Below are 14,535 nucleotides of genomic sequence, written 5' to 3' on the forward strand. Positions count from 1 at the left end.
ATGAAAAATAGATTCATCTTAATATTACTTGGCCTTTTTGTTTATAGTATTTCAAATGGTCAAACCAATAACAACTTAAAACTTAGCTTACGTAACGTAGTTGACTTAGCGATAAGTCAGTCTTCATCGGTTAAATACGAACAAAACCGTTACGAAAACTACTTTTGGCGATGGAAGAATTTTCAAGCTCAATTTAGGCCACAGCTAGTATTAAGTGGTGATTTACCCAATTACGAAGAAGGTACTAAACCAATTACTCAGAACGATGGTAGTGTACAATTTAGGGAGATTGGCTATTTTAAAAACAGTGCACAACTTGCCGTTAATCAATCCATACCCCAAACAGGAACTCAAATATATGCAAAAAGTACTTTATTTAGGTATGAGGATTTGGTTCATGACTACGTAAACTTTCAAGGAAACCCTTATCTGGTTGGGATAACTCAGCCTATTTTTGCCTATAACTGGATGAAGTGGTCGCGAAAAACAGAACCATTGGTTTATACTGAAGCACAAAAAAACTATGTAGAATCCATTGAAGAGATTTCTAGAAAAGCGACCTATCGTTTTTTTAAATACTTAGCGGTTCAAACCAATTACAAACTAGCTGATAACAATTTAAAAAACAGTAAGGACAATCTGCGTATAGCCGAAACAAAAATAAAACTGGGTATCATTAGCGAAAATGATTATTCTAGAATTAAGCTTTCTGTATTAACCGCAAAAAAAGCACTTACACAGGCTAACATGGATTTGCGTAACGCTGATTTTGAACTGAAAAAATATATCGGCTTAGAGCAAGGTAGCAACATAGAGTTAATCATGCCTTTAAATATGGTCTTGTTTCAAGTTAATCCAGACAAAGCTCTTGTGCAAGCGTTGGAGAACAGAAAAGAAGCTACTCAATACGAAAGAAGACTTATTGAGGCAGATAGAGACTTAACCAGAGCAAAACGCAATAATGGATTAGGGGCAACACTGAGAGGCACCTACGGAACCACCAACATTGCAGACGAAGTTCCCGGTGTTTATTCTAACACTGTTAATCAGCGATCTCTAAGGCTCTCTTTAGCGATTCCTATTTTAGATTGGGGTAAATCTACCTCTAATGTTAAACTAGCAGAAAGTCGTCGTGATTTGGTTATTTTTGATGTGGAGCAAGACCGAGAAAATTTTGAACGAACTGTAATTGTGCAAGTAGAGCAATTTAGCTTGTTAAAGGAACAGTTGGAGATTGCACAAGAAGCTGATAAAGTGGCTGGTAATGGCTATCTGATTGCACTAAAGAAATTCCAAAATGGTGAAATCAGTATTACCGATTTAAATATATCCCTATCGGATAGAGATAAAGCAAAGCGCGATTACATTAAGTCTTTGGAGACCTATTGGGTTTCCTTTTACAGATTAAGAGAATTAACCCTTTACGACTTTGAGAAAGATCAAAAGATATTGTATGAAAACCCTCTTTTAGTCGGGCTAAAGAAGTAACCTACAACATCGCATTAAACAACAAAGGCTGTTCGAGTTTCGAACAGCCTTTGTTATATATTATTGTATTAAGATTATTTATTATCCAATACTTTCATTACATCAAGAACGTGAGTACGGCTTGTTTGTAACAATGCTTTTTCATCATCATTTAAGTCAAGCTCAATTACTTTTTCGATACCGTTTTTACCTAAAATAACAGGTACTCCTAAGTAACAATCATCAATACCGTATTCTCCTTCTAGTTTAATACAAACTGGAAATACTCTTCTTTGGTCTCTAACAATAGCCTCAACCATTTGAGCAGCTGCCGAACCTGGTGCATACCAAGCCGAAGTACCCATTAGTTTAACTAACTCACCACCACCAAATTTAGTACGCTCAATAATAGCGTCTAATTTGTCAGCATCAATTAATTCAGTTACTGGAATACCGCCTACAGTAGTATAACGAGGAAGTGGCACCATAGTATCACCATGACCACCCATTAATACAGCCTGAATATCTTTAGGAGAAACATTTAATTCTTCCGCTAAGAAAGCTCTGTAACGAGCAGTATCTAAAATACCAGCCATTCCCATTACTCTTGCACGTGGGAATTTAGATGTGATATGAGCTTGGTAAGTCATCACATCAAGTGGGTTAGATACGATGATAATAATCGCTTCTGGAGAATGCTTAACAACATTTTCAGTTACCGTTTTAACGATACCTGCATTAATAGAAATTAAGTCATCACGAGTCATCCCTGGTTTACGAGGAAGACCTGAAGTAATTACAACAACTTCAGAACCTGCTGTTTTTTCATAATCATTAGTAGAACCAACAGTACGAGTATCATATAAGTTGATTGGTGCTTTTTGCCAAATATCTAAGGCTTTACCTTCAGCTACACCTTCTTTAATATCAAGTAAAACTACTTCATTAGCAATCTCACGATATGCTAATACATCTGCACAGGTAGCTCCAACGTTTCCTGCTCCAACTACGGTTACTTTCATAATTGTATTGCTTTAAATTTTGCTATATTATATTTTTAAACTATTCTATTTTCTTTTTGAGAGTGACAAATATATACAGTTGATTTTAATTGCAGATATTTTTCTTCATTAATTAATCGATGTTTAACAACATCTTTAATCAAACAACAAATAGGGTAAAAAGTTGACTACATAAGTGTTTCTTCCTGAAATGATTTCGGGCGAGATAACAATACCTGATCACCATTCTGTAATCCACTTACAATACGGATGTGAGTTTCATTTTCACCACCCGTCTGTATCACTTGTTTTACCACCGAAGTACCCTTTTTCTTAAATACGATTTGCGTATCTCCTTCGGTAAAAACGGCCATACGAGGCACCACTAATTCTTTTTCGAAACTGGCTATTACAATATTATTTGTGGTAGTCATACTAGGCAAAATCTTTTTCCCCTTGGTCTCTAATTCTACAATCACCTTAAAACCATTCATCCCAGCTCCTTTTATAGGCTGACCAATGTTGGCTATATTTTTAATTTCCCCATCAAAAAGATCATCAGGAAAAGCATCAATCACTATTCTTACTTTTTGGCCTATTTGCACTTTGGCGATATCAATTTCCTTCACAATAACTTCCGAGACTAAGGAATTTAAATCAGGAATAGTAGCAATCAAAGGCATCCAAGGGCCTACATGGTCATTCACCTTTATTTTATTACCTCTCCAGCTCTTACCATACACCACCATACCCGACGAAGGTGAAACCACTCTTAACTGTTTTTTTAAGGCTTGTAGTAATCCCTGAACCTCGCGCTCGCTATTTAACCTTTTATTTGCTCTTGAAATTTTAACCTTTTGTCTTTGTGTTTCCTTTTCGTAATTTCTTTTTTTAGTATTGATATCTAACTGTGCTTTTTCAAGAGCAATATTGGCTTGGCGCTGCGTTGCCCTCGACTCATACTTTGATTGTTCTACTCTAATTTTGCATTCTTCCAGATTATCCAAGGTATTAACAATGTCTTCCCTCTTTTCCATTAAAACAATGGTACTATCCAAAATGGCAGACTCCAAAGTATTTTCATACTCATCAATCTTTTCCAGACTCTTTCTAATTCTATCCTCCACTCCAGAAGGGTCGAGACTAGCCACAAAATCACCCTTTTTAACCTTAGTCCCTTCACCAATAAGATTGGTAATTTTCACATCCCAAATACGTAATTCTCTTCGCTTCAATAATTCGGGAATTAATATTTGCTCATACTTTAAAGCCTGTACTTCCCCTTCTCCAATCACTTCCATATTAAAAGGAATAGATTCTACTTCGGCAGTATCGTAGGTTAGCGTGCTTGGCCAAAACACAAAAGCAATGATTAACACAAGTACTCCCAGGCCTGCAAAGCCATATACTTTGGGTATTTTATTTATTTTAATCATCGTGTTTTATTTCTGTAAAAGATCATCCAATTCTTCTATTAAACTCTCATTACTTTCAAAATCGAATAAAGTAATCCTACGAATATTAAAATAACTGTACCAATATTCCTGAATACTCTGAATATAATTTCTCTTTGCAGCATCCAACGAATTACGTGCAGCATTTAGTTTAATAACATCTACTTTATCAATTAAAAACCGTTGTTTTGTCACTTCATATCCCATCAAAGCTGTAGTGTCTGCCTTTGCAGCAATTCTAACTTGCTCCTCTTGCATATTAAACTCCATAATACGAATAAAAACATCTTGCTCAAAGTCAATTTTAGCTTGCCTTACTTCTGCCTCAGTTACCTCTTTTTCCGATCTGGCCATTTGTATCTTACCTCTTCTTAATCCCCAATCTATAATAGGTACAGAAAGAGATAAGCGTAGGTTCTGCTCATCTCCAAAAGGTATTTTATATACATCATTCAATTCATTTGAACTCTTATTATATCCATAATTACCATAAACACTAGCATTAATCCCATTCTCTGTTCTAGCCTGCGCTATTTCGCGGTTAGCTTCAATCAATTGCTGTTCATACTTTATTAAATCGGGATTATTAATAAATGCCTGATCTAAGGCTTTGTCTGCATCTATTTTTAAAGCAGGTATTTTATTGGGTACAGTGCACTTAATAAGCACATTATCTTCAAATCCTAAAAAAGAATTTAATGATACACGTGCCTGGTATAAATCAATTTTAGATCTAGACAAGGACATATTTGAATTTAAATAACTCAGCTCTAAATCCAATAATTCATCCTGTGTAACCGTACCAATTTCAAACCTTCCTTTTCCAATTCTATATAAGGTATCGGCATTCGATACATTTGTTTCCGAAATACTGTAATTTATTTCGGCTTTAAGCACATTAAAAAATGCATTGGTAGTTCTCATCCCCAACTCCTGCAGACTCTGCAAGTATTCTCGTTTAGCCTGTTCAAACTTTAATGGTTCAATTCGTGATTGCCATTTAAACTGGTTATAACCATTTAAAGGTTGCGTAATACCAATGGTAATTGGTGTTGAATAGTATGATAGGTTACCCGATTCTAAGTTTTGGATTCGTTGCAGATCGGTTGATGCAGTTATTCTACCACCTGTTGCTGTAATATTCTGAGTGACATTTAAGGAGGCATCCGAAATCAACCTTTCTGTTGGCACAAATTCATCCTCGTTGGTATCTTGATTATAACGAGACACAATGGAGCGTTGATAATTTACTGGGGTTGAGGTCAATCCAAATAATGGCAACTTAGCTGCCTTATAACTTCTAAACTGCCAATACCTGGCCAAGTACATGTTTTTCTGCCTAAAGCTAAATATCGATTGCGTATAGGCTACATCAATAGCCTGGTCGAGGGTGAGGTTTAAAGTCACCTCTTCCTTTTGAGCATACGCAAACTGAAAAGCACTAAAAAGTACAAAAAGGGATAGCGTTAATTGTTTGATTTTTATCTTCATTTTTAATGTCTTAAAGATTCTACAGGGTCTTGAGAAGCTGCTCTTCGAGCTGGGATGTAACCAAACACCACACCTACAGTAGCCGACACTCCAAAAGCAATAAACACCGACCAAAAGGATACGATGGTTTTAATGTCAGCAGCCATCTCAATAACGTAAGCCATACTCACACCAATGATAATACCGATTAATCCTCCACCTATACTTATTAAGGTAGATTCAGATAAAAATTGCACAATAATATCCTTGCGAGAAGCACCAATAGCCTGACGAGTTCCAATCTCGCGTATGCGCTCCCAAACCGAGGCAAGCATAATATTCATAATTCCAATACCTCCTACCAATAAAGAGATACCAGCAATTGCTCCAAGAACTATATTAAAGATGTCGTTGGTTTTTTGCTGCTGCTTTAATAATAACTCAGGCACTGTTACCTGAAAATCGTAAATATTGGAATGGCGACGCATTAGCATTCGCTTGATGACATCTGCCGTAACGCTTAATTGTTCAGTTTCTTCCACCTGAACTACAATTTTATCTAGTTGATTTTGAATGACAGTCTTTACTACCTCTTCTGTCCTACCTCGATGCCCTCCCCTACTCATTCTTTCTAAATCGGCTGGGTTAATTCGTGAGCGATCTTTATATCGAATCAACAATGATTTTGAAGGAATAAATACTTTATTATCAGAAGAACTAATACCCATTTCGTCAGATGCAGAGGTGGTAAAATCTCTTTTTTCAGCGACTCCAATTACCTGAAGCCAATTTTCACCTACTTTAATATATTTACCAATAGGGTTATCCTGATTAAAAAACTTATTTTTTACATTATCACCAATAATACAAACGGGCAAACCTTTTTCATCTTGTTCTTTACTAAAGGTTTTACCCTGATCAATGGTAATATTTAAAAGCGAAAAATAATCAGAAGAAACTCCTTCCAATAAAATGGGGTAGCTCTTGCCACTTTTAACCGCATAATAGTTCATGCTAATTACTGGGCTCACTTTAGCTACCGACGGGATGGCATCCATAATGGAATAAGCATCTTGCAACGTTAGGCCTTTCGATTTTCTTTTTCCTTTCTGATCCTCATCCTCTTCACCACCACTACTTTCTCCATCAATAGCCTTCTCTACTGGTGTTACAATAATATTATTAACTCCAACCAGTTTAATTTGCTCTAAAACTTCTTGCTGAGCACCTTTACCTATGGCCAACATACTAATAACAGCGGCCACTCCAAACATGATACCTAATGCGGTTAACAAAGACTTAACGGTATTGGCCATGATGGCTTCAATAGCAATAATCACATTATGGATATACCGCCTATAAAGTTGTTTTAAATCGTGCATATCTATTACAGATTGGAGGTTAATGATAATGAATCTGCTCCAGCAACATCAAGAGAATCTTGCTTTATCATTTGCTCATAAATTTCTACACCAGCATAAGGCACTTCCGATTCGCTAACAGGTTCATTCATCAATACGACTTGTCCTGATTTTAATCCATCCTCTATCACCACATGATTTTCATTCTCCGCTCCTATCTTCACTATTTGTTTTCTATCCGGTTTATCTTCTAGATATACATACGACAAAGAATCATTCTGAAAGACAGCCTCCAAAGGAATATACAACACATCACTTAATGTATTGGTGGTAATTTCGTTCACCGTAGTCATAGCTGGCCTTAGGTCTTTATCATAGCCATTTACTTTAATAGAAACCTCAAAAACTTTTGAATCACCTCCAGGAATAACCTGACCAATATTGGCCACTTCAATCACTTCTCCATCAAATTCTTTTTCAGGGAAGGCATCAACACCAACCTTAACCATCTGGCCTACTTGTATTTTACTAATATCAACCTCATTAATAAAGGTTTTTGAAATCATAGAAGTTAAATCTGGAAGCTCAGCAATTTTAGGATCCCAGCGGTTTACCATGCTTCCTACCCTAATTTTATTACCCGTTCTGTCGAAACTATAAATTAACATTCCTGGAGCGGGAGCTTTAATATCAATAGCTTCAAACAGATCCTCAATATCCTTAATTCGTTCCTGAACTTTCTCAACTGTTTTATATGCCCTATTTACCTTTATAACATCCTGCTTTTTCTTAAGGTCGTAATTTCTACGTTCCTGATCTAGTTTTCGCTTAGCTTTATCCAAATCTAAAGTAGCTTGTCGAATAACAGAAGGCGACTCGTAAATTGACTGCTTCAGTACCAAATCCTTTTCTTCAACATCAATTTTTGCACTTACTAAATTATCTCTCAGGTTACTTAAATTAATGTTGGTATCAATTTTAGCATCTTCGTAAGATTCTAATCGTTCAGTAAGAGAAGTCAAAGCGTCGCTCATTTTTTCTTCCACAGCACTATGATCTAAAGAGGCTACATAATCGCCAGAATCTACCACAGTTCCTTCTTCAATCAGTTTAGAAACTTTTATTTCGTATATATTAATATGGCGAGAACCCAATTCGTTGGGGACATTAATAGAAACCGAATTTTCGGCTTGTAGCTGACCTGTACTATACACCAAAGACTTAAATTCGCCCTTGTTTACTTTAGTTATTATTGTGGATTCAGTGTAAGCATTAGGTTTAAATACTTGATAGATAATGATGATTACTATCACAGAAGCAATTGCAATAGTTAACCTGATTAGTTTTGTATTTTTCCTCATTAGATTTTAGCCTTTATAATTCTAGGGATAAGTGCTTTTCATTACAAAAATAGTGCCTACACATCACTCAATCGAAAGTATTTGTAGTACCACACCACTAATATAACGCCCTTAACCGAGAAAAAATTATTCTTACAACATAATTATAATAATTGTATGATATTTATTTCATTTACTAACATAAAAAAAGCGCCACTATGAATAAGAATCATAGGGCGCTTTTTATTTAAAAAATTAAGCTAGATTATATTCCAGCTATTTCTTTTATATCCGCAATTATTTTTTGTGCTAAATCATCAGCTTCTTTATCTGTAGGAGCTTCAGAGTATATTCTAATGATAGGTTCTGTATTCGATTTTCTTAGATGAACCCAACGATCAGGAAAATCAATTTTAACACCATCAATATCATTCACATTTTCGTGGCTATACTTGGCTTTCATATCCAATAAAATCTTATCAACATCTAATTCTGGTGTTAATTCAATTTTATTTTTTGAAATAAAATACTCAGGAAATGTAGCTCGTAACTCTGAGCACGTTTTACCTGACTTGGCCAATTGTGTAAGGAATAATCCAATACCTACTAAAGCATCTCTACCATAATGAGAAGCTGGATAGATGATTCCACCATTACCTTCGCCACCAATAACAGCATTGGTTTCCTTCATCTTATTCACCACATTCACTTCACCAACGGCAGCTGCTGCATAGCTTCCTCCGTTCTTTTCGGTTACATCGCGCAAAGCTCTTGTCGAAGAAAGGTTAGAAACGGTATTCCCTTTGGTTTGACCTAACACATAATCGGAAACAGCGACTAAGGTATACTCCTCGCCAAACATAGTTCCGTCCTCGTTAACAATGGCCAAACGATCTACATCTGGGTCAACCACAAATCCAACATCCGCCTTTTTATCTTTAATTAAAGCTGATATTTCAGTTAAGTTTTCAGGAAGTGGTTCTGGGTTATGCGGAAACTCCCCATTAGGTTCGCAATATAATTCAATCACATTATCGACACCTAAAGCTTTTAATAAAGGTGGTAAATGTGTTCCTCCAGTTGAATTTACACAATCTAAAGCCACGGTAAAATTAGCTGCTTTTATAGCGTCCACATCCACCAACTCTAATGCACAAACATGGTCAATATGCTTTTGAAGATAACTATCATCCTCTTTAACTGTTCCCAAATCATCTACCTCAGTAAATGAGAATTGCTCCGAATCGGCAATTTCTAATATTTTCTCACCATCAGCAGCACTTAAAAACTCCCCTTTATTGTTTAGTAACTTAAGTGCATTCCATTGTTTTGGATTATGACTTGCTGTAAGAATAATTCCACCATCGGCCTTTTCCATCGCTACAGCCAACTCTGTTGTTGGAGTAGTTGAAAGACCTAGATTAATAACATCTACTCCAGAACCCATCAAAGTTCCCACAACAATTTTATCCACCATGGGTCCTGAGATACGAGCATCTCTACCAACCACCACAGTTATTTTATCTTTTCCAGCATTTTCCTTAGCCCAAACGGCATATGCTGCTGTAAATTTTACAATATCTAAAGGACTCAAACCCTCTCCTGGATTTCCTCCAATAGTACCTCTAATTCCTGAAATGGATTTTATTAAGGTCATAGTTTTATAATTATTTGATTGATTTCTTATTTGTTGCAAAGATGTAAAATAATATAGGAGCTAAATATAAAACTTTATAGCATTCCCGTTTTATCTGATAAACGATTCCGATACATAGTTTTTTCTCCCACTCCTGACAAATAAGAACTTATTTCATAATTCCTGCTTTTAAGAAAGTGACTTCTTTCTTTGTAAGCATTCTCCATTTTCCACGAGGAACATCCTTTTTGGTTAGTCCCGAGAAATAAACTCTATCAAGCTTGACAACCTCATAGCCTAAGTGGGCAAATATTCGACGTACAATACGGTTTTTACCCGAGTGTATTTCAATACCTACCTCCATAGCATTTCCTTGTACCAAGCTTATTTTATCCGACTTAATAAAGCCATCTTCTAACTCAAATCCTTCTGCAATTTTATCTAAATCTTCCTGCGTAATTTCTTTATCTAAGAAAGCATGATATATTTTACGATGTTCGTGACTTGGATGAGTCAGCTGCTTAGCTAAATCGCCATCATTTGTTAGTAGCAACACACCTGTTGTCATTTTATCTAAACGACCAACGGGGTAAATTCTTTCCGTACAAGCATGCTTTACCAAATCAATAACTTTATGCGTAGCATGTGGATCGCTTAATGTGGTTACAAAATTTTTGGGTTTGTTCAAGAGAACATAAACCAGTTTCTCAGCATTCAGTTCTCTCCCTTCGTAAACCACCTTATCGCTTAGTTTAACTTTTGTACCTACCGAGATTATTACCTCATCATTTACTTGAATTAAACCCTCAGCAATTAACTTATCAGCTTCGCGACGGCTACAAACTCCTGCGTTGGCAATGAATTTATTTAATCTGATTTCTTCCTTTGGCGAAGATGATTGAGTCTTACCTCCTAGCTCTTCTTTATTCTTATTTGCTTTTCTTTTATCTCTAAAATGTCTCTCAGCCATGTTCTTGTAAAATTTGTGCAAAGGTCATAAATAAATTTGAGTTTACAGAAGAATAATGAGTTGAAATAAACCTATAGTTGAATTAATGAAACCAAATAGGAGAACTATTGATTGCAATATAAGATATGAGCTTGTTTTAAATATTTTTTTCAAAAAATTAGATTAAATAGAAAAATCTAACTACCTATTTAATAATCAAAATATCAAAGCAGACTGTTAGTCTCAACAATATTATCTATGTATTCCTTTAATTCTTGCTGTTTTTCTGAAGCATCAAAAAACTTATATAGAGGAATCAAACCTTCTTCTCCTATCTTCATCAATTGATATGTTGTTTCGTCGTGTTTTGCGTTATATATATCTATATGGATACTATCTGCATTGTTATTGGTAATATTTAAAATCCCAAATGAGTTATTTTTAGTACCTATTGCATTAAAAATCAATTCCTCCTCATCGGGAATTTTATAGATTTTGTTTGAGTGAGCAATAGTAAATGGAACAAATCCAAAATATTCCTTCATTCGCTTATATAACATTCCTTTCGTAGAATAAGAATTACATTTATAAAGAATTTCCCATCGCGAGCCAGCACAAGCTTCTTTTATAGCATGCGTGCCATATTTTTCCACTATTTCTTCAATATTCAACTCTTTAAAATCTTTTTTACATTCATCCGTCACTTGCTCTTTTGTTTCATCCCTCCAAAGATAATAGCGATAACGCTTAAAAACTCTTTCTGTAGAGAAATATGCATATCCACAGCTATCGGCAACAAAGTTTTCATTTAACCCATAGTTTAATAAAGATTTGATATGTGCTGCCAGCGCTAAAGTATCTTGATAATCAACCCAATCACCCCACGGACTTTCGCTCTCTATAATTTCATATACATTATTACAACCATACCCGCTAACTGATACACCAATATGACTTGAAAATGGCCAGGCTATCATGATATAATTCTCTTTTAGGTCAAAAACTTTGTTTCTAACAGATAATGTATCACATAAACCTGTACAATCATATCCATACCCCAAAACACCTGTTGACATATCACCAGAACTCCCCTTACCAGATGGATAATTTAACTGTGTTAAAACACTCTTAGGCTCTTCTACATCTGGTTTATCAATTGATTTTTGAAGTTCATCTTTATCACAAGCTAATATGCAGATTGTGATTATTAAAAAGTAGAAAATTTTCGAATTGAAATTCATAATTTAAATTAATTAGAGTTTGTTAAAAATATTTTTTTCAAACGAGCTACATCGAATAATAAAAAACACATTACTGTGGCTCTTATATGTAACTTCCTTTAGATACCAACAAAAATAGTACCTAATTTTAATAATCATATAATTATATTTGAAAAAAACACATAATAACACACTTTGTAATAATTATGAAAGATTAATCAACGAAACCACATTAGAAAATTCCTGATTATAATATAGGATATGAGCTTGTTTGAGATGACTCATTATTTCTTTTAATCGGTCTGAATTCATATTTAATGCAGTAATCGTTTCCTTATGCTGAAGCTCTTCAAAAGTTAGCACCTTGTGCTGAGCTGCTTTAAGCACTGCCCCATACTCTGGTTCTTCAAAAACAATATTTTCAATTTCCTCGTTATTGCAATACTCTGTATAATACACAACACCCGCATGCTCCTGAACTTTATACGTAAAGCAATTCTCCTTATAATAATCCTCAATCTCAAGCAACTTATCCCACTCTTTATTATTCGTAGGAATATTTTTTTCATACCTGAAAAGATGAAAACGATTTTCGTCTTCTGTAAAAAAATCTGGCAGCAAATAAGTCATCACATCATAATCGTAATGCTTACGTTCCTTTTCATCGATTAAACGATAATACTTACTCATGGACGACAATACCAGATTAACGTAATTATGCAAAAAGGATACAACTGCATCGTTATAAAAGAATCGTGTATAATGAAGATTACTGATACACTCCTGCACATCATCTTCGGTTTCATCAACAATATGTTTGATTACATTTACATAGGGATAAATACCATTTTTTAGGCTCTCTTTTACAAAAAACAGGTTGTTAGAAAAGTTATTTCGCTTATTCATTTTGGCCAACATGGAATCCGATAAACCATCGTAACCAATAAATATATTTTTAAATCCGGCAATAGCCATGCGCTCAATCATTTCTGATGTTAGCTCTGTATTAGGAATAATTTCTGACCAAAACTCCAAATCTTCGGATGTAGATAATTTTAACTCAATAATTAAGTCCAGGAGTCGATTAAAATGGTCTAGGTTGCCAAAAGTATCGCTATCTACAAACGAGAAAGTACGTAAGCCATATTGCTGATTGATATGGGCTATCTCCTCCACAACACTCTCTGGCGTTCGCATTCTAAGGCGATAACCTTGGTTAAAATCGCAGAATTTACACTTACCCCAACTACACGAACGCATGGTATTAATAGGAATACTCACTTCGTCCATCTCATCCGGATTTGGAAAGCTATTGATATAATCGCTATAATCAGGAAATGGATAATGTTGAAAATCGAGGTAATCACTTTTATTGGTATTGGACTTTATTATCTCACCACCTTCTCGAAACATAAAACGAGGGACTGATGATAAATCAGGTTGGTCATTCTTTAACTCCTCATGCAACTTTAACAGCGGATATTCACCCTCGCCCCAAGTTGCCATATCAAAATGAGGGCACACCTTCATGGCTTCTTGCGCCACATTACCATTACAAAAACCACCTACCAATACTTTTACATGCGGTGCAAGCTCTTTTACATATTCCGCCAATAACATGCCTGGAATCCACTGATTATACTTCGCTGTTATGCCAAATATTTTAATATCGCTAAAATCAAATTTCTGAAGTTCTTCTTCCATGGTCTGCAAAATCTCGGCCTTGGCACTTTCTAAAAATTCGGCATAATAATGAGAACCATGTGTTTTATATTCAGGCTGCAGCTTTTGAAGAAAAGATAAAATACGCTTATTTCCTTTCTCGCTCTTATTTCTATCATTTAAAATAGATAAGAACAACAGCAACCTGACTTCTGTATCTTCGCTATCATCAAACTCCAACATAGGTGATAGCAGAAAATTCCAATACTTTACTTCGGCTTCTACCCCATTTTGACTCATAAACTTTTTTAAGATAGAAAGTGATATGGATGGCGTTTTAATATCAGCCGGAGGAAGACAGTTAAGTAGTATCATATTGTTATTGTGAAAACAGGCTTAAATTTAAAGCGACTACAAAAGTAGGGAATTAATCTGGTGATTATAAAAATCACTTTAAAACATGCTACTTATTCACACCACCTCAACAATCAGAAGTGTTGCTATGCATCGTTTTGACAAAAGTCTGTTTTATAGAATTTAATGCTTATATTGAACCATTACAGAAATAAAGCTATATTATTCCTTACTCATTGCCTTCAACACTCCCACCGCCTTTGCTGCATCGTTTTTATCTACAAAAATATGATCGTGATAATAGCCGGCAATTACATTACAACTTATGTTATACTTGGCAAGTTCAGCAGAAAATGCTGCAGTTAGTCCAACCGCATCCAAGGAGGAATGAATTTCGAGCGTAATCCAAGAAGCAATATATTCGTACGGTAAATTGAGCTCGTCGGCCTTCTTTTGTTCAATTACTATGGTTGTACCTTCATCTTCGTTAAATTCACAAATAGTGTCATTCCTATTTATATGACGAATATCTTTTACGGTAGTAAAAACATAATCCCCTTTGTGCAATTTAGGACTCATATTTTTAATCAACTCTTGTAAATTGGTTTCTCCGGCCATAGC

Annotated in this window: 11 protein-coding genes; 1 reads left to right on the plus strand and 10 read right to left on the minus strand. The window is 35.2% G+C overall.

Annotated elements, in window-relative coordinates; all coding sequences use genetic code 11:
- Positions 1–1,488, plus strand: coding sequence for a TolC family protein (locus A8L32_RS15155; RefSeq protein ID WP_066631617.1), 1,488 nt, complete (start codon positions 1–3; stop codon positions 1,486–1,488).
- A gap of 74 nt (positions 1,489–1,562) precedes the next feature.
- Here the strand turns inward: A8L32_RS15155 and mdh are convergent, their stop codons facing one another.
- The 10 genes from mdh to A8L32_RS15205 form a co-directional block, all read right to left on the minus strand.
- Positions 1,563–2,489, minus strand: a complete 927-nt coding sequence (gene mdh / locus A8L32_RS15160) for a malate dehydrogenase (protein WP_066631618.1) — start codon at positions 2,487–2,489, stop codon at positions 1,563–1,565.
- Between the two features lie 167 nt (positions 2,490–2,656).
- Positions 2,657–3,904 (minus strand): efflux RND transporter periplasmic adaptor subunit, encoded by a 1,248-nt coding sequence (locus A8L32_RS15165; RefSeq protein ID WP_066631619.1) that lies wholly within the window; start codon positions 3,902–3,904, stop codon positions 2,657–2,659.
- A gap of 6 nt (positions 3,905–3,910) precedes the next feature.
- A complete protein-coding gene (locus A8L32_RS15170) occupies positions 3,911–5,413 on the minus strand; it encodes a TolC family protein (RefSeq protein WP_066631620.1) in 1,503 nt (500 codons plus the stop codon).
- A gap of 2 nt (positions 5,414–5,415) precedes the next feature.
- Positions 5,416–6,774 (minus strand): ABC transporter permease, encoded by a 1,359-nt coding sequence (locus A8L32_RS15175; RefSeq protein ID WP_066631621.1) that lies wholly within the window; start codon positions 6,772–6,774, stop codon positions 5,416–5,418.
- Positions 6,775–6,779: 5 nt separating this feature from the next.
- Complete coding sequence (locus A8L32_RS15180; RefSeq protein WP_066631623.1) at positions 6,780–8,114, minus strand: efflux RND transporter periplasmic adaptor subunit; 1,335 nt, start codon at positions 8,112–8,114, stop codon at positions 6,780–6,782.
- 244 nt (positions 8,115–8,358) lie between these two features.
- Positions 8,359–9,750, minus strand: a complete 1,392-nt coding sequence (gene glmM, locus A8L32_RS15185; protein WP_066631625.1) for a phosphoglucosamine mutase — start codon at positions 9,748–9,750, stop codon at positions 8,359–8,361.
- A gap of 148 nt (positions 9,751–9,898) precedes the next feature.
- Positions 9,899–10,699, minus strand: coding sequence for a pseudouridine synthase (locus tag A8L32_RS15190; RefSeq protein WP_066631627.1), 801 nt, complete (start codon positions 10,697–10,699; stop codon positions 9,899–9,901).
- A 203-nt stretch (positions 10,700–10,902) separates the two neighbouring features.
- Positions 10,903–11,919, minus strand: coding sequence for an MAC/perforin domain-containing protein (locus A8L32_RS15195; RefSeq protein WP_066631629.1), 1,017 nt, complete (start codon positions 11,917–11,919; stop codon positions 10,903–10,905).
- 183 nt (positions 11,920–12,102) lie between these two features.
- Positions 12,103–13,935 (minus strand): B12-binding domain-containing radical SAM protein, encoded by a 1,833-nt coding sequence (locus A8L32_RS15200; protein ID WP_066631631.1) that lies wholly within the window; start codon positions 13,933–13,935, stop codon positions 12,103–12,105.
- Between the two features lie 201 nt (positions 13,936–14,136).
- Positions 14,137–14,532 carry an ACT domain-containing protein gene (locus tag A8L32_RS15205; RefSeq protein ID WP_066631633.1) on the minus strand — a complete coding sequence of 132 codons (396 nt, stop codon included), beginning with the start codon at positions 14,530–14,532 and terminating at the stop codon, positions 14,137–14,139.
- Positions 14,533–14,535: the final 3 nt, after the last annotated feature.

The organism is Labilibacter marinus (assembly GCF_001659685.2).
GTDB lineage: Bacteria > Bacteroidota > Bacteroidia > Bacteroidales > Marinilabiliaceae > Saccharicrinis > Saccharicrinis marinus.

Coding starts and splice junctions, on each gene's coding strand:
- A8L32_RS15155 (WP_066631617.1), top strand. CDS start 1: ATGAAAAATAGATTCATCTTAATATTACTTGGCCTTTTTGTTTATAGT.
- mdh (WP_066631618.1), bottom strand. CDS start 2,489: ATGAAAGTAACCGTAGTTGGAGCAGGAAACGTTGGAGCTACCTGTGCA.
- A8L32_RS15165 (WP_066631619.1), bottom strand. CDS start 3,904: ATGATTAAAATAAATAAAATACCCAAAGTATATGGCTTTGCAGGCCTG.
- A8L32_RS15170 (WP_066631620.1), bottom strand. CDS start 5,413: ATGAAGATAAAAATCAAACAATTAACGCTATCCCTTTTTGTACTTTTT.
- A8L32_RS15175 (WP_066631621.1), bottom strand. CDS start 6,774: ATGCACGATTTAAAACAACTTTATAGGCGGTATATCCATAATGTGATT.
- A8L32_RS15180 (WP_066631623.1), bottom strand. CDS start 8,114: ATGAGGAAAAATACAAAACTAATCAGGTTAACTATTGCAATTGCTTCT.
- glmM (WP_066631625.1), bottom strand. CDS start 9,750: ATGACCTTAATAAAATCCATTTCAGGAATTAGAGGTACTATTGGAGGA.
- A8L32_RS15190 (WP_066631627.1), bottom strand. CDS start 10,699: ATGGCTGAGAGACATTTTAGAGATAAAAGAAAAGCAAATAAGAATAAA.
- A8L32_RS15195 (WP_066631629.1), bottom strand. CDS start 11,919: ATGAATTTCAATTCGAAAATTTTCTACTTTTTAATAATCACAATCTGC.
- A8L32_RS15200 (WP_066631631.1), bottom strand. CDS start 13,935: ATGATACTACTTAACTGTCTTCCTCCGGCTGATATTAAAACGCCATCC.
- A8L32_RS15205 (WP_066631633.1), bottom strand. CDS start 14,532: ATGGCCGGAGAAACCAATTTACAAGAGTTGATTAAAAATATGAGTCCT.